We start from the raw sequence: 17,996 nt of genomic DNA on the forward strand, positions 1-17,996 counted from the left end.
GGCTCACTCCCCGCCGCGCAGGATGGAGTTACCCTCGTGCGTGGCGTCGGTGGTGCCGACGTCGAGGGTGAGCCGGCCGCTGAGGCCATAAAAGGCGACGGGGTTGCGCCACAGCACCCGGTCGACGTCGTCCTCCGAGAAGCCCTCGGCGAGCATCAGGTCGCCGACCCTGCGGGTCTTCAGCGGGTCGCTTCTCCCCCAGTCGGCGGCGGAGTTCACCAGGACCTGCTCGGGCCCGTAGGCGCGCAGCAGGGCGACCATGCGCTCCTCGTCCATCTTGGTGTCGGGATAGACGGAGAAGCCGAGCCAGCAGCCGCTGTCCTTGGCCTCCTTGACGGTGGTCTCGTTGAGGTGGTCGATCAGCACCCGCTCCGGGGGCAGGGCGGACTCGCGGACCACGTCGAGGGTGCGGCGCAGACCGGCGAGCTTGTCGCGGTGCGGGGTGTGCACCAGGGCGGGGAGTCCGTGGTCGGCGGCGAGCTGGAGCTGGGCGGCGAGCGCGCTGTCCTCGGCGGGGGTCATCGAGTCGTAGCCGATCTCGCCGACGGCGACCACCTGGTCCTTGACGAGATAGCGGGGCAGTTCGTCGAGGACGGGCCGGCAGCGCGGGTCGTTCGCCTCCTTCGGGTTGAGGGCGATCGTGCAGTGGTGGGCGATGCCGTACTGGGCGGCGCGGAAAGGCTCCCAGCCGAGGAGGGAGTCGAAGTAGTCGAGGAAGGTGGCGGGCGAGGTGCGGGGCTGACCCAGCCAGAAGGAGGGCTCGACGACGGCGCGGACGCCGGCCGCGTACATGGCCTCGTAGTCGTCGGTGGTGCGGGAGGTCATGTGGATGTGGGGGTCGAAGATGCGCATCAGGACTCCTTGCCGTGGGGGACGTCCGGTCCGTGCGACGGGGGCGGGGGCGCGCTCTCGGTCAGGGCCAGCACGCGGTGCAGATCCTCTGGGACGGGGCGGCTCGCGGCGGTGCGTTCGGCGGCGTAGTCGCCGAGCATGCGGGCGAGTTCGGCGTCGCCGCGGGCTCGGCCCTCCAGGTCGGCCACCGCGTCGACGGGCACACCGGTGAACAGGCACTTCAGGACGGCGTGGCGCCAGGTGTGCGGGTCGAGGTGCCGGGCGGCGTACGGGCCGACGGCGGCGGCCAGCAGCCGGGTGTCGTTGGTGCGCAGCGCGTCCTCGACGAGCGGCAGCGCGTCCGGGCCCTGGATCAGGTGGGGCAGGGCGTGCAGGACGGCGCGGCGTTCGGCGGCGGTGCCCTGGGAGTAGACGCGGCTCAGCGCGGCCGGGTCGGCGCGGGCGGCGTGCAGGATCAGCATCCGGGCGGCGTCGGCGTGGGTGCCGCCGCAGCGGCGGCCGGCCTCGGCGAGCCGCAGCTCCCACACCGAGATCGGGCCGTGCGTGCCCGGGTGGGCGGCGGCCTCGGCGAGGGCCTGGTCGAGCCAGGCGCGGGCGGCCCCGGACAGCTCGGCGTCGAGGCGGGCGCGAAGGTCGTCCAGCGGGGTGCGGGCGAGGGTGACGCCCGGTATGGGACCGCCCGGTTCGGGCTGTGCGTGGGTCATGGGGTGCTCCCTTGTGGGGTTGGCGCCGCGTGACGGAGGAAGGGCAGGGACAGCTCGGCGAAGTGCGGGCCGGCGTGGGAGTGTCGGGGCAGTTCGACGACGGTGAGCCCCTGGTAGCCGGTGGCGGCCAGGGCCTCGAGGACCGGCGGGAAGTCGATCTCGCCGTCGCCGAAGGGCAGGTGCTCGTGGACTCCGCGCCGCATGTCCTCGATCTGGACGTGGCGCAGCCAGGGGGCGGCGGCGCGGACGCAGTCGGCGGGAGGGAGCGGTTCGAGGCACTGACAGTGACCGATGTCGAGGGTGAGCCCGAGGGGTCCGGGGTCGCCGAGGAGGTGACGCAGGCGGTGGAAGTCGGCGAGGGTGGCGAGGAGGTGGCCCGGTTCGGGTTCGACGGCCAGGGGGACGCCGGCGGTCGCGGCGGCCTCCAGGACGGGGGCGAGCCCGTCGGCCAGGCGTTTCCACGCCGTGTCCGGATCCGTCCCCGGCGGGGTGATCCCGCTGAAGCAGTGCACGGCGTGGGCGCCGAGGTCGGCGGCGACCCGTACGGCACGCAGCAGCAGGTCGACCCGGCGCGCCCGGTCCTCGGGGTCCGGGTCCAGCAGGGACGGGCCGTGCTTGCGGCGCGGGTCCAGGACGTAGCGCGCGCCGGTCTCCACGGTGACGGACAGTCCCAGCGCGTGCAGACGCCGGGCGACGCGACGGGTGCGCCTGGAGAGGAGGGGGGCGAGGGGATCGAGGTGCATGTGGTCGAGGGTCAGACCGACGCCGTCGTAGCCGAGGTCGGCGAGCAGGGCGAGGGCGTCGTCGAGGCGGAGGTCGGCGAGGCCGTTGGTGCCGTAGCCGAAGCGGAGGGGGGCCAGGGGTCCGGGGGCCTGGGTGTGGAGGCTCATGTGACGCTCACCTTCCTCGCGTACTTCCGTCCGATCGGGGCGAGGGCGGCGACGGCGAGGGCGGTGACGCGGGCTCCGGAGCGGGCGGAGAGCGCGGCCTGGAGCGGGATCGTGGCGCGGATGCCGCCGCCGACGGCGCGTTGGGTGAGCGGGGGTGAGGGGTTGAGGACGGCGTGGAGGTAGGGACGGGCGACCGTCGCGGCGTACGCGGTGCCGAGGGCGGTGCGCAGGGCGGAGACCGGACTCGGTTCGGCCGGGGCGGGCCCGCGGGTCAGCAGTCGCGTCAGCAGAGCCGAGGTGGCGAGCGCGGCGAGGGGACCCAGCGACGAGCCGCCCTGGGTCTCCCGGCGGGACACCGTCGTGACGGCGAGGGTGTGGCTGCCGAGGAGCACGGCCGACGGGAGGGCGGCGCGGGCGCGACCGCCGGTCGCCGCGGCTCCGAGGAGCAGGTCGAGCCCGCGGGCGGCGGCCATGGCGACCGGCCCGGCCGGGGTGTGCTTCAGGGCCAGGTCGTACGCCCAGACCGTGGCCGCGAGGGGTGCGGCGACGGCCAGTGCGGGGCGGCCGGCGCGGGCCGCGAGGGCGAGTCCGGCGCCGGTCAGGGCACAGGCCGCGGTCAGGGCCGCCGCCGGGCGGACCCGGCCGGAGGGCAGGGGCCGGTGCGGGCGGTCCCGGGCGTCCTCCTCGCGGTCCGCCCAGTCGTTGAGGGCCATCCCCGCCTCGTACAGACAGAGGGAGGAGCCGATGGCGAGCAGGGTGCGGGCGCCGGGGCGCACACCGGTCGCGGCCGCGCCGGCCAGGGCGTCGCCGGGGACGGTGAACAGGGCGGGAAGGCGGAGGAGTTCGGCCCAGGCGCGGGGGTCGGGTGAGCGGTCGGAGGGTGTGCCGACGGTGGCTGGGACTGTGCCACCCTGAGTCTCGCCGACCCCACTGCCGCCGCCCGGAGCCTCGCCCGTGCCGTCGGCTGCCGGTCCGGGGCCGCCGGGGTGCCGCCCGCTCATCGGGGCTCCCCGGAGGGCTTCTCCGCGGTGGCCCGTGCCCCGCGCCGCAGCCGCTCGGCGAATCCCACCAGCGCCGCGTACTGCTCCCCCAGGGACGACGGCCCGTCCCCCACCGGGTCCTTGAAGTAGAAGCCGAGTTCGCCCAGGGGTCCGGACAGGCCCGCCTCGTGGGCGCGGGCGAGGAACCGGGCCAGGTCCAGGACCAGCGGGGCGGCGAGAGACGAGTCGCAGCCCTGCCAGATGGTCTGGAGGATCATGCGGGTGCCGAGGAAGCCGTCGAAGGCGATGTGGTCCCAGGCGGTCTTCCAGTCACCGAGGGCCGGGACGTCGTCGATGTGGACCTCGCCCTCGGGAGCCGTCCCGAGGGTGTCGGCGAGGACCCGTTCCTTGCCGGCGTTCTTCGCCGCCGCGGCGGCCGGGTCGGCGAGGGCCGCGCCGTCGCCGCCGCCCAGCAGGTTGGTGCCGGACCAGGCCCGCACCGCGAGTGCCCGCTGGGCGAACATCGGGCCCAGCACGGACCGCAGCAGCGTCTGCCCGGTCTTGCCGTCGCGGCCCGCGTACGGCAGCGCCGAGGCGGCCGTCTCGGCGGCGAGCGCCGGGTGGTGCAGGCCCGTGGACGGGGTGAAGTTGACGTACGGGCAGCCCGCGCGCAGGGCCGCCGCCGCGTACAGGGAGCTGGCCGGCAGTTCCGCGTCGGCCGGGGCCGGTTCCGTCGAGGCCACGTTCACCACGACGGCGCGCTCCAGCCCGAGCCGCCGTGTGAAGTCCCGTATGTCGGAGGCGAAGACGTCGATCAGCTCCTCCGCGCTCCGGGTGTCCCCGGACCGTCCCGGAACCGGGCCACCCGGCCGGATCTCGCGGTCCGCGGCGGCCAGTTCGGCGGCGACGGCGGACGGCAGGCCCGGGGGCAGGACGCCGCCTGCGGCGAGGGCCTCGGCGCGTTTGGGCAGGGGGCAGTCCACGACGTCGTGGCCGCCGAAGACGAGGGAGGACAGAGGTGGCAGTCCGCAGTCCTCGAAGGGTGGGGTCTCGGTGACCATGCCGGTCGGTGGGTGCAGACCCGCCGTGACGGCGGCGCAGCCCGCGACGGCGGTGGTGGCGACGGACCCGCGGGCCCCGATCAGCCAGACGCCGACGCGCGGCTGGGAAACGGACGCGGACATGAGCAGCCTCCTTGTCCCCACGATGTGAACCGGATGGCGTCCCCGTAGAGGTGACGGCGGGCGGGGGTCCGGCGTCCCCCGCCCGCCGCCGTTCAGTCGCCCTGCGACCCCTGTGCCGGGGTCGCGGGCAGTTCCTTGATCCGGATGTTCCGGAAGGACACCTGGTCCTCGGCTCCGTGGTTCTGGATGCCGAGGTGTCCGTCCCGAAGGCTCCGGGCCGGGTCGGTGTTGGTGAAATCGTTGATCTTCACGCCGTTGAGCCAGACGCGGAGGCGTTCGCCCTCCACGCGGATCTCGTACGTGTTCCACTCCCCCGGCGGGTTGAGCGCGCGGTCCCGCTTCCTGAGGTCGGCGGACTGGAAGCCGTAGACGGAACCGGTGGTCTTCTCCGGTACGTCGGTGGCGTCGATCTGGATCTCGTAGCCGTGGTTCACCGCCGACCAGGGGTCGTCCGACGGCGGGAAGCCGATGAACACCCCGGAGTTGTCGTCGCCGGCCATGCGCCAGTCGAGCTTCAGCGAGTACGAGGAGAAGCCCGAGGCCGCGTACCAGAGCATCCCCATGCCGCCGGACGAGGTGATCGTGCCGTCGTCGGAGAGGGTGAAGGAGCCCGGGCCCGCCTGCCGCCAGCCGTCCAGCGAGGCCTGCGTGCCGTCGAAGAGTGGACGGTATCCGTTCTCCGGTCGGCAGTCGGCCTGCACATCGCCGATCGCATACCGTATTCCGCCGAGCAGATGCTCACGGAAGTCCGGTTCGGCGTAGGACTCCTTCGTGTGGCCGCCGCCCGTGTAGAAGGCGCGGCCGCCCTGGTAGGTCTGGCACCAGGCGATCGGATGGTCGCCGTGCATGGTGCCGCCGGTGTACGAGGACTCGTCCAGCGAGGCGAGGACGTGGGCCCGTTCGCGCGGGTTGGAGCGGTAGTTGTACCACTCGTCCGTACGGTTCCAGGTCCGTGCCAGTCCGGAGGTCGCCGGGTGGGCGCGGTCCTCGATGTGGACCGTGGCCGGCTGGATCGCCGGGTGCGACTGGAAGTAGGCGCCGGCGAGGCCGCCGTAGAACGCCCAGTCGTACTCGGTGTCGGCGGCCGCGTGGACGCCGACGTACCCCCCGCCGCGGCGGATGTAGCCCTCGAAGGCGGACTGCTGGTCGGCGTTCAGGACGTCGCCGGTCGTCGACAGGAAGACGACCGCGTCGTAGCGCCGCAGGTTGGACGGGGTGAACGCGCCCGCGTCCTCGGTCGCGTCGACCGCGAAGCCGCCGCTCTCGCCGAGCGCGCGGACCGTGGCCACACCCTCCGGGATGGAGTCGTGGCGGAAGCCGGCCGTCTTGGAGAAGACCAGCACCCGCTTGCCGTCCCGGTCGGCCCGGTCGCCGCGCTCCCCCGCCGAGACCGCGGGCTGCGCCACCACGCCGCCGATCAGCAGCGCGGCTCCGGTGACCGCGGTGGTCAGTCGTCCGATGGATCGCATCACGGCCTCCTCTCAGCCGGTGGTGAAGGTGAAGTCGTCCACGTCGAACAGGGCGCCGCTGCCACTGCCCTTGAAGACGAGGTAGAGGGTGGTGGTGCCGCGCGGGGCGCGGGACAGATCGGCGCTGACGTCCTGGAAGACCTCCCAGCCGCCGGTCACCGGCACGGTGGTCTTGCCGAGCAGGGTGCCGGTCGAGGAGCCCGCGCGGATCTCCAGGGTGCCGCCCGCGCCGCCGGAGGAGACGCGCGCGGTGACGTTCTTGGCGTTGGTCAGGAGGTACGGCGTGAAGGAGATCCAGTCGCCGTTGTGGACGTTGCCGACGGTCCGGCCGCCGTGCGCGGTGTCCTTGGTGATGACCGAGACGCCGGAGCCGTTGCCGAAGTGCTCGGCCTGGCGGTGCTTGGGCTGGGTGACGTTCTGGTCGTGGGTGGTGAGCGGGGCCTGCCCGCCGCCTCCGCCGTCGGTGTACTCGGCGTCGACCACGCCGAAGATGTTGGCGTCCTCGTCGTGGCCGCCGTCGGCGCTGGTCTGGAGGGTGCCGGTGCAGCCGTTGGCCGAGGTCAGCGGGTGGCCGTGGGAGTCGTGGCCGAGGATGAAGGTGACCTTGACCTTGGCGCAGTCGATCGCGGTGCCGTCCTCCGGGTCGGTGACCTTCACCTTGAACGGGATGGCGTCACCGAAGCTGAACAGCTGTCCGTCCTTCGGGGTCTCCAGGACGACGCTGGGCGCGGTGTTGCCGACGACGATCTGCACGCTGGCGCTGCCGGTGCGGCCGGAGGGGTCCTTGGCGGTCACGGTCGCCGTGTAGGTGCCGTTCTGGCGGTAGCGGTGCGTGGGGTTCGGCTCGGTGGAGGTGGCGCCGTCACCGAAGTCCCAGTGGTATGTCAGGGCGTCACCGTCCTGGTCGGTCGTGCCCTCGGAGGAGAAACGAATCCTCAGCGGGGCCTGGCCGGAGGTGCGGCTCGCGGCGGCCTGGGCGACCGGGGAGTGGCCGTCGGTGGCGTTCTCGATGCGGTACAGGGCCGAGTGCTCGTCGCCGCCGAACCAGGCGGTGCCGTAGTCGAGGACGTACAGCGCGCCGTCCGGACCGAATGCCATATCCATGATCTGGGTGCCGGTCCACGGTATGTCGGCGATTGCATTCACCGTACCGTCGGCAGAATGCTCGATCCGCTTGATCCAGCGCCGCCCGAACTCCCCGGCGAAGAAGTCGCCGTCGTACGCCTCCGGGAACTTCACCGGAGAGTCGAGCGCCGGGTCGTAGCGGTAGACCGGACCGCCCATCGGGGACTCGGAGCCGGTGCCGAACTCGGGGACGGAGCCGCCGTCGTACGGGATCCACGCGGCCTGGGCCGGGGGCAGGTCGGTCAGGCCGGTGTTGTTCGGCGAGGTGTTCTTCGGGGCGGCGCAGTCGAAGGCCGCGCCGGACTGGCGGGTCGCGAAGTCGTAGTCGATGTAGGCGTCGTTGTCGCCGGTGCAGTACGGCCAGCCGTAGTTGCCGGGGCCGGTGACGCGGGCGAACTCGACCTGGCCGGCGGGGCCGCGCGCCGGGTCGGCGGATCCTGCATCCGGTCCGTAGTCGCCGACATACAGAATCCCGGTCTCCTTGTCGACGCTGAACCGGAACGGGTTGCGGAAGCCCATGGCGTAGATCTCGGGCCGCGTCTTGTCGGTGCCGGGCGGGAAGAGGTTGCCCTCCGGGATGGAGTACGACCCGTCGGCGTTCACCTTGATCCGCAGGATCTTGCCGCGCAGATCGTTGGTGTTGCCGGAGGAGCGCTGGGCGTCGAAGGCGGGGTTGCGGTTCGCGCGCTCGTCGATCGGGGTGAAGCCGTCCGACTGGAACGGGTTCGTGTCGTCGCCCGTCGACAGATACAGGTTGCCCGCCGCGTCGAAGTCGATGTCGCCGCCGACGTGGCAGCACAGGCCGCGGGAGGCGGGCACGTCGAGGATCTTCTTCTCGCTGGCGGTGTCCAGGGTGCCGTCGGCCTTCAGCACGAACCGGGACAGGCGGTTGACACCCTCGAAGGGGGCGAAGTCGGCGGCGGTGCCGGTCTCGGGCGCGTCACCCGCGGGGGTGTTCAGCGGGGGCGCGTAGTAGAGGTAGATGAAACGGTTGTCCGCGAAGCCGGGGTCGACGCCGATGCCCTGGAGGCCCTCCTCGTCGTGGGAGTACACGTCGAGCTTCCCGGCCAGCTTGGTGTTGCCGGCGGCGTCGGTGAGGCGGAGTTCGCCGTCGCGCGAGGTGTGCAGGACGGAGCGGTCCGGGAGGACGGCGAGCGACATGGGCTCGCCCACCTCCGGCTCGCCCTTGGCGAGGGTGACCTGCTGGAAGTCCTCGGCGGCCACGGCGTCCCGGTCGGCTACGGCTGCGCCGGCCTGGGGCGCCACGAAGGTGAGCGAGGCGCCGGCCAGCAGGGCACCGCCGAGCAGGGCGACGGCTTTGCGCAGGGCCGGGCGTCGTCTGGGGGTGCCGGTTCTCTGGGTGTCGGTGGTGCGGTCGTTCCCGTGCACGAATGCCTCCAGAAAGGGGCCGGTTGTACGGGCGGGTGCGTACGCCGGGATGCGCCGTCATCCCGGAGAGCCGTGCGGTGTAGTGCGGTGTGCTCCGGAGCCGGCCGGCGGTGGGGCCGCCGGCCGGGTCCGGGCCGGTCAGTTGCCGAACGCCGCGTCGAAGGACGCCGACGGCGGTTCGAAGTCGTACGCCTTGAGGCGGGTCAGCGCCTCGGGGGCGCCCTGGAGCCGGTCCATGCCGGCGTCCTCCCACTCGACCGAGATCGGGCCCTGGTAGTCGATCGCATACAGCATCCGGAAGACGTCCTCCCACGGGACGTCGCCGTGACCGGCCGAGACGAAGTCCCAGCCGCGGCGGGGGTCGCCCCAGGGCAGGTGGGAGCCGAGGCGGCCGTTGCGGCCGTCGAGGCGCTTGCGGGCCTCTTTGCAGTCGACGTGGTAGATCCGGTCGCGGAAGTCCCACAGGAAGCCGACCGGGTCGAGGTCCTGCCAGACGAAGTGGGACGGGTCGAAGTTGAGGCCGAAAGCCGGTCGACGGTCGACCGCATCCAATGTGCGTACGGTCGTCCAGTAGTCGTATGCGATCTCGCTGGGGTGGACCTCGTGCGCGAACCGCACGCCCTCCGCGTCGAACACGTCGAGGATCGGGTTCCACCGCGCGGCGAAGTCCTCGTAGCCGCGCTCGATCATCGACTCGGGGGCCGGCGGGAACATGGCGACCAGATGCCAGATCGCCGAGCCGGTGAACCCGATGACGGTGTCGACACCGAAGGCGGCCGCGGCACGGGCGGTGTCCTTCATCCGGGCCGCGGCCCGCTGCCGCACCCCCTCCGGGTCGCCGTCGCCCCACACGTCGGCCGGCAGGATCGCCTGGTGGCGTTCGTCGATGATGGCGTCGCAGACGGCCTGGCCGACGAGGTGGTTGGAGACGGCCCAGCACTTCAGGCCGTACTTGTCGAGCAGCTGGTGCCGGGAGGCGACGTACGACGGGTCGGCCAGCGCCTTGTCGACCTCGAAGTGATCGCCCCAGCAGGCGAGTTCGAGGCCGTCGTAGCCGAAGTCACGGGCGAGGCGGCAGACCTCCTCCAGCGGGAGGTCGGCCCACTGACCGGTGAAGAGCGTGAACCTGCGCGGCATACGGCTGTCTCCTCCTCAGGCGGCGATCGGCGTGTAGACGGAGTTCTTCTCGGCGCTCTCCTCCACCGCGGCGAGCACGCGCTGCACCTGGAGCCCGTCGGCGAAGGAGGGTTCGGGGCGACGGCCCTCGGCGACGGCGTGCACCAGGTCGCGAGCCTGGTGGACGAAGGTGTGCTCGTAGCCGAGGCCGTGGCCCGGCGGCCACCAGGCGTCCAGGTAGGGGTGGTCCGGTTCGGTGACGAGAATGCGGCGGAAGCCGGCATGGGCGCCGGGCTCGGTGGCGTCGTGGTACCAGAGCTCGTTCAGCCGTTCCAGGTCGAAGGCGAGCGAGCCGTGTTCCCCGTTGAGTTCGAGGCGCAGGGCGTTCTTGCGGCCGGTGGCGTACCGGGTGGCCTCGAAGGAGGCGAGGGCACCGGAGGCGAAGCGGCCGGTGAACAGGGCGGCGTCGTCGACGGTGACGGTTCCGGTGTCGGCGGCGGACACGGCGGACAGGCCGCTCGTCGGTCCGCCGGGCAGCGGCCGTTGCCGTACGAACGTCTCGGTGAGCGCGGAGACTCCGGCCAGCGGCTCCCCCGCCACGTACTGGGCGAGGTCGACGATGTGTGCGCCGAGGTCGCCGAGCGATCCGGAGCCGGCCTGCTCCTTGCGCAGCCGCCAGGTCAGCGGGAACGCGGGGTCCACCAGCCAGTCCTGGAGGTACGACACCCGTACGTGCCGCAGGGTGCCGAGGCGGCCCTCGGCGACCATCCGGCGGGCGAGCGCGGTGGCGGGGACGCGGCGGTAGTTGAACCCGACCATCGCCAACTGGCCGCGCTGGTACGCCGTTTCGGCGGCGTCGGCCATCGCCTCGGCCTCCTCGACGGTGTTCGCGAGGGGCTTCTCGCACAGGACGTGCTTGCCGGCGGCGAGCGCGGCGAGCGCGATCTCGGCGTGGCTGTCGCCGGGGGTGCAGATGTCGACGAGGTCCACGTCGTCCCGGGCGATCAGCGCCCGCCAGTCGGTCTCGGCGGCGGCCCAGCCGTGCCGGTCGGCCGCCGCGCGCACCGCGTCCGAGTCCCGTCCGCAGATCGCGGCCAGGACCGGGCGCCGGGGCAGGTCGAAGACGCGGCCCGCGGTACGCCAGCCCTGGGAGTGGGCGGCGCCCATGAAGGCGTAGCCGACCATGCCGATGCGCAGCGGGGGCCCGTCGGTCCCGGGCTCCGGTGCTGCGGACCGCCCCGGTGCTGCGGACCGCTCCTTCGCCGCGGGCTGCTCCGGTGCCGCGGACCGCTCCGGTGCTGCGGACTGCTCCGGCTCTTCCATGCAGATGTCCTCCTCGTCTGGTGGGCCGCCGGGGCGGCCCGGGCCGTGCGCGGTGGGGGGTGCGGACGGCTCACTCGAAGCCGGTGGGCATGTACTGGTCGACGTTGGTCTTGTCGACCACGGCGGAGTAGAGCGTGATGGACGCCGGGATCTCGAACTCGGCGAGACCGCCGACGCCCTTGCCCTGGCCGAGGGCGCGGGCGAGGTCGATCGCGGACGCGGCCATGGTGGGCGGGTAGAGGACGGTCGCCTTGAGGACGCCGTCGTCCTGCTTGATCGCCTGGAAGGCGGAGAGCGCACCGGCCCCGCCGACCATCAGGAAGTCGTCGCGTCCGGCCTGTTCGATGGCGCGCAGCGCGCCCACGCCCTGATCGTCGTCGTGGTTCCACAGGGCGTCGAACTCGGACTGGGCCTGGAGCAGTTGGGCCATCTTGGCCTGCCCGGACTCGACGGTGAACTCGGCGGCCTGGCGGGCCACCTTCTTGATGTTGGGGTAGTTCTTCAGGGCGTCGTCGAAGCCCTGGGTGCGCTGCTTGGTCAGCTCCAGGTTGTCCAGGCCGGCGAGTTCGATGACGCGGGCGTTGGGCTTGTCCTTGAGCTTCTCGCCGATGTAGTGGCCGGCGTTGAGGCCCATGCCGTAGTTGTCGCCGCCGATCCAGCAACGGTAGGCCTGCGGGGTGTTGAAGATGCGGTCGAGGTTGACGACGGGGATGCCCGCGCGCATCGCCTTCAGGCCGACCTGGGTGAGGGCCTTGCCGTCGGCGGGCAGCACCACCAGGACGTCGACCTTCTTGTTGATCAGGGTCTCGATCTGCCCGATCTGCTGGGCCGTGTCGTTGGAACCCTCGGTGATCTCCAGGGTGACGTCCTGGTACCTCTCGGCGCGGCTCTTGGCGTTCTCGTTGATCGCGTTGAGCCAGCCGTGGTCGGCCTGCGGGCCGGCGAAGCCGATGGTGACTTGCTTGCCCGGCTTGTCGTCGGCGGCGGGCTGGTCGTTGGCGGCGGGCGCGTCGTTGGCCTCGTTGTCCTTCTCGTTACTCGTGCAACCTGCGAGGAGGGCACCCGCGGAGACGGCGGCGGTCCCGAAGAGCAGTCCTCTGCGACTGGGGAGGTGCGACATGGTGGTGAACCCTTTCCTCAGGTCGTGCTTGCGGTACGGCGCTGGACCAGCACGGCGGCGACGATGATCGCGCCCTTGGCGATCTGCTGGACGTCGCTCTGCAGGTTGTTCAGGGCGAAGATGTTGGTGATCGTGGTGAAGATCAGGACGCCGAGGACGGAACCGGTGATGGTGCCCCGGCCGCCGCTGAGCAGGGTGCCGCCGATGATCGCGGCGGCGATGGCGTCGAGTTCGTAGAGGTTGCCGTTGGTGTTCTGGCCGGAGCCGGAGAGGATGATCAGCAGGAAGGCGGCGATGCCGCAGCACAGCCCGGACAGCAGGTAGAGGTAGAGGCGCTGGCGGCGGACGTCGATGCCGGCCAGCCGGGCGGCCTCGGCGTTGCCGCCGACGGCGACCGTGCGGCGGCCGAAGGTGGTGCGGTTGAGTACCAGCCAGCCGATGATCGTGACGGCGGCGAAGACGAGGACGAGCGGCGGTATACCGAATACATAGGCGTCGCGTTCGCCGAGATCCAGGATCCCGTCGACGGTGACGATCTGCGTCTTGCCGTCGGTGATCTGGAGGGCGAGGCCGCGGGCGGAGGCCAGCATGGCGAGGGTGGCGATGAACGGGACCATCCCGCCGTAGGCGATCAGCAGTCCGTTGACCAGACCGCAGCCGACGCCGACGAGCACCGAGGTGAACAGGATGCCGCCGAAGCCGTACTCCTGCGTGGCGACCGTCGTCGCCCACACCGAGGCGAGCGCGACGATCGCGCCCACGGACAGGTCGATGCCGCCGGAGGTGATCACGAACGTCATGCCGACGGTGACGACACCGATCACCGAGGCCTGGGTGAGGACGAGCTGGAGGTTGCGGGTGTCCAGGAACTCGTCGGGCTTGGTGATGCCGCCGATGACGACCAGGGCGGCCAGCACGCCCAGCAGGGAGAGGGTGCGCACGTCGGCGCGGAACACCAGGGTGCGCCAGGCGGGGCGGGGGCCGGCCGGCGGCGCCTTGTCGGTGGCGCCCCGCGGCGGGGAGACGGGCTGCGTCATGACGCCGGGCTTCCTTCCATCACGAGGTCGAGTACGCGGTGTTCGTCGAGTTCGCCGGCGGGCGCGGTGTGGACGACGCGGCCCTCGCGCAGCACCAGGACGCGGTCGGCGAGGCCCAGCACCTCCGGTACCTCGCTGGAGACGAGGAGGACGGCGAGGCCTTCGTCCGCCAGTCGACGGACGACCGCATACAGTTCGGCGCGGGCGCCGACGTCGACACCGCGGGTGGGTTCGTCGAGCAGCAGCACCTTGCAGCCGCGCAGCAGCCAGCGGGCCAGGACGGCCTTCTGCTGGTTGCCGCCGGAGAGGGTGCGGACGGGGACGGAGGGGTTGTCGGGCCGGAGGGACAGCTCGCGGGTGGCGGCCCGTGCGGCGCCGAGTTCGGCGGTCCGGTCGATCCAGCCGGCGCGGGAGAAGCGGGACATCGAGGAGACCGAGACGTTGCGGGTGACGGACTCCAGCATCAGCAGGGCCTGGGCCTTGCGCTCCTCGGGGGCGAGGCCGAGGCCGGCGCGGACGGCGGATCGTACACTGCCGACCTTCAACGGTCGGCCGTCGACCAGCACCTGACCGGCTGTCGGCTTCCGCGCACCGTATACCGTCTCCAGTATTTCGGATCTCCCCGAGCCGACCAGCCCGGCCAGCCCCACGATCTCCCCCGCGTGCACCGTCAGGTCCAGCGGCGCGAACTCTCCCTCCCGCGCCAGCCCCCGCACCTCCAGCACGGGCCGTCGCGGCTCCGGCGGCGCGACCGGCCGCTCCGGGAAGACGTACTCCACATTGCGGCCCGTCATCAGCGCCACGACGTCCCGCGTCGGAGTCGTCTTCGCGGGCAGCCCGCCCGCCACCGCCCGCCCGTCCTTCAGCACCGTCACCCGGTCGCCGATCCGGCGGATCTCCTCCAGCCGGTGCGAGATGTAGACGACCGCCACGCCGTCGGCGGTCAGATCGCCGACGATCCGGAACAGGTTGTCGACCTCGTCCGGGTCGAGCGCGGCGGACGGCTCGTCCATCACGATCAGCCGTACGTCGTGAGAGAGCGCCCGCGCCATCGACACGATCTGCTGCTGCGCCGCCGACAACTCGCCCACCAGCCGGGCGGGGTCGATCTCCGGGTGCCCGAGCCGCTTCAGCAGCTGCGCCGTCGAGGTGCGCGCGGCGCCGCGTCGTACGACGAATCCGGCCGCCGTGGGTTCATGGCCGAGGTGGACGTTCTCCGCCACCGACAGGTGCTCCACCAGGTCGAGTTCCTGGTAGATGGTGGCGATGCCGAGGCGCATGGCGGCGATGGGCGAGCGGAGGGTGACCGGTTCGCCGCGCCAGCGGATGGTGCCGCCGTCGGGCTGGTGGGCGCCCGCGAGGACCTTGATGAGGGTGGACTTGCCGGCCCCGTTCTGGCCGAGCAGACAGTGGACTTCACCGGCCTGGACGTCGAGGTCGACACCGTCCAGGGCCCGGACTCCGGGGAACGACTTGGTGATGCCGGACATGCTGAGCAGCGGTGGTTCTGGTGCCATGTGGGTTCCCCTCGGCGGGCGTGCGGGCCGGTGTCAGGGCGGTTCCGTCTGCGGAGCAAACGTTTTCTGGCAGGGCGGAGCAGAGCGCTGTGCAGGGGTGTTGCGGTGTCTGAGGACGTACGGAGTGATGCGGTGTCTGACGACGTACAAGGGTGGTGCGTTGTCCGGCGACTCGTTACGCGGGTGAGAACAGGTGGTCGCTGATGAGGCGGGCCGCGCCGATGACACCGGCGGTGGGGCCCAACTCCCCCAGGACGATGGGCAGATTGCCGGTCGCGAGGGGCAGCGACTGGCGGTAGACCTGGGTGCGGATCGCGGCGAGCAGGGTGTGGCCGAGGCCGGTCACCCCGCCGCCGATCACCACCAGGCCGGGGTTGAAGAAGCTGACCAGGCCGGCGATGACCTGGCCGGTGCGGGTGCCGCCCTCGCGGATCAGGTCGAGGCAGACGGCGTCGCCCGCGGCGGCCGCGGCGGCGACGTCGACGGCGGTCAGGGTGCCGTTCGCCTCCAGGCGGGCGGTGAGTTCGGCGGACTGCCCCTGTTGGGCGGCCTCCAGCGCGTCCCGGGCGAGCGCGGCGCCGCTGAAGTGGGCCTCCAGACAGCCCCGGTTGCCGCAGGCGCACGGGCGGCCGTCGGGCACGGCCTGGATGTGGCCGATGTCGCCGGCGCTGCCCGTCGTACCGCGGTGTACTCCCCCGCCGACGACGATGCCGCAGCCGATGCCCGTGCCGATCTTGACGCAGAGGAAGTCGCCGACGGAGCGGGCGACGCCCGCGTGCTGCTCCCCCATCGCCATCAGGTTCACGTCGTTGTCGACCATGACCGGACAGCCGAGTTCCTGGCTGAGCGCCTCCCGGACCGGGAAGCCGTCCCAGCCGGGCATGATCGGGGGCGCGACCGGGATGCCCTCGGGGAAGCGGACCGGGCCGGGGACGCCGATGCCGGCGCCGTCGAAGCCCTCGGCGAGTCCCGAGGCCCTCAACTTGGCGGCCATGGCGAGGACTTGCTCGAAGACCGCGACCGGCCCCTCGCGGACCTCCATGGGCTGGGTGATGTGCCCCAGGATCTCGAGTTCCGCGTTGGTGACGGCGACGTCGATGGAGGTGGCACCGATGTCGACGCCGAGGAAGCGCAGGCCGGGGGCGAGCCGGATGTTGTGGGAGCGCCGGCCGCCGCGCGAGGCGGCGAGTCCGTCGGCCACGACCAGGCCCGTCTCCAGCAGCCGGTCCACCTCCACGGCCAGTTTGGACCGTGACAGGTCGACCTGATCGCCCAACTGGGCCCGGGAGTTGGGCCCGCCGTCGCGCAACAGCTTCAGCAGCCTGGCCTGGTGGGCGTTCGCGGGTCGCGCTGTCATGCGTCTCACGTGCCCCTCCCCGCCTCGTTTCGGCCATCGCTGTCGGGCTTTCGAGGGGAACGTAGCAGCGGGTGCCGGAGGTGGGAAGAAGTCGCGCAGGAATTACCCATGACTTTTTCCACTCACAGGACAAAGCCGGGAGACGCTGGTGCCACCGGTCGGCGCCCCCGAGGATGAGGGCACGAACCCGGGCCGAACTCCCGGCCCGGCCACGGGAGAGGACACGTTCGTGATCTTGGTGACGGGAGCCACGGGAAACGTCGGCGCCAGGCTGGTCGAGGCGCTGGCGGAGACCGGCGAGCCGGTGCGGGCGCTGAGCCGCTCGGTCCGAAGGGACGGGTTACCGGCCGGAGTCGAGGCCGTGGCGGGCGATCTGAACCGCCCGGAGACGGTGCGCGACGCCCTGACGGGCGTACGCGCGATGTTCCTCATGCCGGGCTACGACGGGCAGCGGCAGGTCCTCGCGGACGCGCGGGCCGCCGGGGTGGAGCGGGTGGTGATGCTGTCCGGCGGGTCGGCGGGGACCGGTGACCGGACCAACGCCGTCTCCGCCTATCTGATCGACGCCGAGGAGTCGGTGCGCGACTCGGGGCTGGCCTGGACGTTCCTGCGGCCGACCAGCTTCATGTCGAACGCGCTGCGGCTGGCGGAGCAGATCCGCGCGGGCGACACCGTGCGGGTGCCGTTCCCGGACGTGTACACCGCCGACATCGACCCCTGGGACATCGCCCAGTGCGCCCTGCACGCCCTGCTCTCCGACGACCACACCGGCCGGGTCCTGGAACTGACCGGCCCGGAGGCGCTGTTGCCGGCCGACCGGGTGCGCGTCCTGGGCAAGGTGCTGGGCCGGGACCTGCGCACCGTCGGTCTCGGCCCCGACGAGGCGCGCGCCGAGCTGGAGGCGGTGATGCCGAAGCCGTTCGCCGACGCGATCGTCGGCTTCTTCGTCGACGGCACCCTGGACGAGTCCGTGGTGCTGCCGACGGTGCGTGAGGTGACGGGGCGGGACCCGCGCACCTTCGAGCAGTGGGCGCGGGCGCACGCGGACGCGTTCTGAGCGCTGCGCGAGGCGTTCCCGGAGGCCTCTGAGCGTCAGGGCTTCTTGCGGGTGTGCGCGTGATACGACTGCCGGGTGTGCTCCGTGTGCCGCCGCATGAGCTGGGCAGCCTCCTCCTCGTTCCGCTCCTCGATCGCGGCGATCAGTTCCTTGTGCTCGGCCCAGGACTGATCGCCCCGCACCCGGGCGACCGGGGTGTAGTACCAGCGCACCCGGCGGTCGACCTGTGCGGCGAGTTCGGCGAGGACCGCGTTGCCGGCCAGTTCCATGATCTTGGCGTGGAAGCGGGCGTTGAGGGTGACGGCGGCGTCGACGTCGTCGTCGGCGACGGCCGACTGGCCCTCGCTCACGAGCTCGTAGAGAGCCTCGATGCCCTCGCTGGTCGCGTTCCGGGCGGCGAGCCGGGCGGCCTCGGCCTCCAGCAGGGTGCGGACCGTCAGCAGCTGGTCGGCCTCCTCCTCGGTGGGCACGTGTACGAACGCGCCCTGGGCGGGGCGCAGATCGACCCAGCCCTCGGTGTTCAGCCGCTGCAACGCCTCGCGCACCGGCTGGCGGGACACCCCGAGATGACTGGCGAGTTCGCTCTCCACCAGGTGCTGGCCGGGCTGCAGGGCGCGGGTGATGATGAGTTCGAGCAACGCCTCGTACACCCGGTCGCGCAGCGGGCCCGGCCGTTCCAGCCTGGGCACCGCTCCCTGCGGCAGTCCTGTCGACAACATACGTCGTCCCCCTCCTCGGCAGGGCCCTGCACAGCGGCCGTAAAGGCACCGGAAAGCGCCGTAAAGGCACCGGAAAGCGTAGGGAAAGACAGTATCAATTGTCTTTCGTCTACAGTCTACGGTGCACAAACGCCAGTAGACCGGGGAGTTGGCCCCG

At 72.2% G+C, this 17,996-nt stretch carries 15 protein-coding genes; 1 reads left to right on the forward strand and 14 read right to left on the reverse strand.

The genetic code is table 11. The annotated features are described in order from the left end of the window. Positions 1–3 precede the first annotated feature (3 nt). From ACZ42A_RS05900 to ACZ42A_RS05960, 13 genes are all read right to left on the reverse strand, one after another. Entirely contained in the window at positions 4–852 is an 849-nt protein-coding gene (locus tag ACZ42A_RS05900) for a TatD family hydrolase (protein WP_468525882.1), read from the reverse strand. Beyond that, positions 852–1,556, reverse strand: coding sequence for an EboA domain-containing protein (locus ACZ42A_RS05905; protein WP_468525883.1), 705 nt, complete (start codon positions 1,554–1,556; stop codon positions 852–854). The genes ACZ42A_RS05900 and ACZ42A_RS05905 overlap by 1 nt, the downstream gene beginning before the upstream one ends. Then, a complete protein-coding gene (locus ACZ42A_RS05910; RefSeq protein ID WP_468525884.1) occupies positions 1,553–2,446 on the reverse strand; it encodes a sugar phosphate isomerase/epimerase family protein in 894 nt (297 codons plus the stop codon). The genes ACZ42A_RS05905 and ACZ42A_RS05910 overlap by 4 nt, the downstream gene beginning before the upstream one ends. Then, positions 2,443–3,447, reverse strand: coding sequence for an SCO3242 family prenyltransferase (locus ACZ42A_RS05915; RefSeq protein ID WP_468525885.1), 1,005 nt, complete (start codon positions 3,445–3,447; stop codon positions 2,443–2,445). Before ACZ42A_RS05915 ends, ACZ42A_RS05910 begins: the two co-directional genes overlap by 4 nt. Next, positions 3,444–4,610, reverse strand: coding sequence for an inositol-3-phosphate synthase (locus tag ACZ42A_RS05920; RefSeq protein ID WP_468525886.1), 1,167 nt, complete (start codon positions 4,608–4,610; stop codon positions 3,444–3,446). The genes ACZ42A_RS05915 and ACZ42A_RS05920 overlap by 4 nt, the downstream gene beginning before the upstream one ends. Positions 4,611–4,702: 92 nt before the next feature. Beyond that, entirely contained in the window at positions 4,703–6,079 is a 1,377-nt protein-coding gene (locus ACZ42A_RS05925) for a ThuA domain-containing protein (RefSeq protein WP_468525887.1), read from the reverse strand. A 12-nt stretch (positions 6,080–6,091) separates the two neighbouring features. After that, positions 6,092–8,593, reverse strand: a complete 2,502-nt coding sequence (locus ACZ42A_RS05930; RefSeq protein WP_468525888.1) for a PQQ-dependent sugar dehydrogenase — start codon at positions 8,591–8,593, stop codon at positions 6,092–6,094. A 138-nt stretch (positions 8,594–8,731) separates the two neighbouring features. Beyond that, positions 8,732–9,730 (reverse strand): sugar phosphate isomerase/epimerase family protein, encoded by a 999-nt coding sequence (locus tag ACZ42A_RS05935; protein ID WP_468525889.1) that lies wholly within the window; start codon positions 9,728–9,730, stop codon positions 8,732–8,734. 15 nt (positions 9,731–9,745) lie between these two features. After that, positions 9,746–11,032 (reverse strand): Gfo/Idh/MocA family protein, encoded by a 1,287-nt coding sequence (locus tag ACZ42A_RS05940; RefSeq protein WP_468525890.1) that lies wholly within the window; start codon positions 11,030–11,032, stop codon positions 9,746–9,748. Between the two features lie 70 nt (positions 11,033–11,102). After that, positions 11,103–12,152, reverse strand: coding sequence for a substrate-binding domain-containing protein (locus ACZ42A_RS05945; protein WP_468525891.1), 1,050 nt, complete (start codon positions 12,150–12,152; stop codon positions 11,103–11,105). A gap of 17 nt (positions 12,153–12,169) precedes the next feature. Beyond that, positions 12,170–13,189 (reverse strand): ABC transporter permease, encoded by a 1,020-nt coding sequence (locus ACZ42A_RS05950; RefSeq protein WP_468525892.1) that lies wholly within the window; start codon positions 13,187–13,189, stop codon positions 12,170–12,172. Next, entirely contained in the window at positions 13,186–14,706 is a 1,521-nt protein-coding gene (locus ACZ42A_RS05955; RefSeq protein WP_468525893.1) for a sugar ABC transporter ATP-binding protein, read from the reverse strand. Before ACZ42A_RS05955 ends, ACZ42A_RS05950 begins: the two co-directional genes overlap by 4 nt. A gap of 175 nt (positions 14,707–14,881) precedes the next feature. Next, complete coding sequence (locus ACZ42A_RS05960; RefSeq protein WP_468525894.1) at positions 14,882–16,063, reverse strand: ROK family transcriptional regulator; 1,182 nt, start codon at positions 16,061–16,063, stop codon at positions 14,882–14,884. Positions 16,064–16,292: 229 nt separating this feature from the next. On the opposite strand from ACZ42A_RS05960, the gene ACZ42A_RS05965 reads away from it, so the two are divergent. After that, positions 16,293–17,120 (forward strand): NAD(P)H-binding protein, encoded by an 828-nt coding sequence (locus tag ACZ42A_RS05965; RefSeq protein ID WP_468525895.1) that lies wholly within the window; start codon positions 16,293–16,295, stop codon positions 17,118–17,120. 35 nt (positions 17,121–17,155) lie between these two features. Here the strand turns inward: ACZ42A_RS05965 and ACZ42A_RS05970 are convergent, their stop codons facing one another. Beyond that, a complete protein-coding gene (locus tag ACZ42A_RS05970) occupies positions 17,156–17,839 on the reverse strand; it encodes a GntR family transcriptional regulator (protein WP_468525896.1) in 684 nt (227 codons plus the stop codon). Positions 17,840–17,996: the final 157 nt, after the last annotated feature.

This window comes from Streptomyces sp. NPDC030838 (genome assembly GCF_055572035.1).

Coding starts and splice junctions, on each gene's coding strand:
- ACZ42A_RS05900 (WP_468525882.1), bottom strand. CDS start 852: ATGCGCATCTTCGACCCCCACATCCACATGACCTCCCGCACCACCGAC.
- ACZ42A_RS05905 (WP_468525883.1), bottom strand. CDS start 1,556: ATGACCCACGCACAGCCCGAACCGGGCGGTCCCATACCGGGCGTCACC.
- ACZ42A_RS05910 (WP_468525884.1), bottom strand. CDS start 2,446: ATGAGCCTCCACACCCAGGCCCCCGGACCCCTGGCCCCCCTCCGCTTC.
- ACZ42A_RS05915 (WP_468525885.1), bottom strand. CDS start 3,447: ATGAGCGGGCGGCACCCCGGCGGCCCCGGACCGGCAGCCGACGGCACG.
- ACZ42A_RS05920 (WP_468525886.1), bottom strand. CDS start 4,610: ATGTCCGCGTCCGTTTCCCAGCCGCGCGTCGGCGTCTGGCTGATCGGG.
- ACZ42A_RS05925 (WP_468525887.1), bottom strand. CDS start 6,079: ATGCGATCCATCGGACGACTGACCACCGCGGTCACCGGAGCCGCGCTG.
- ACZ42A_RS05935 (WP_468525889.1), bottom strand. CDS start 9,730: ATGCCGCGCAGGTTCACGCTCTTCACCGGTCAGTGGGCCGACCTCCCG.
- ACZ42A_RS05940 (WP_468525890.1), bottom strand. CDS start 11,032: ATGGAAGAGCCGGAGCAGTCCGCAGCACCGGAGCGGTCCGCGGCACCG.
- ACZ42A_RS05945 (WP_468525891.1), bottom strand. CDS start 12,152: ATGTCGCACCTCCCCAGTCGCAGAGGACTGCTCTTCGGGACCGCCGCC.
- ACZ42A_RS05950 (WP_468525892.1), bottom strand. CDS start 13,189: ATGACGCAGCCCGTCTCCCCGCCGCGGGGCGCCACCGACAAGGCGCCG.
- ACZ42A_RS05955 (WP_468525893.1), bottom strand. CDS start 14,706: ATGGCACCAGAACCACCGCTGCTCAGCATGTCCGGCATCACCAAGTCG.
- ACZ42A_RS05960 (WP_468525894.1), bottom strand. CDS start 16,063: ATGACAGCGCGACCCGCGAACGCCCACCAGGCCAGGCTGCTGAAGCTG.
- ACZ42A_RS05970 (WP_468525896.1), bottom strand. CDS start 17,839: ATGTTGTCGACAGGACTGCCGCAGGGAGCGGTGCCCAGGCTGGAACGG.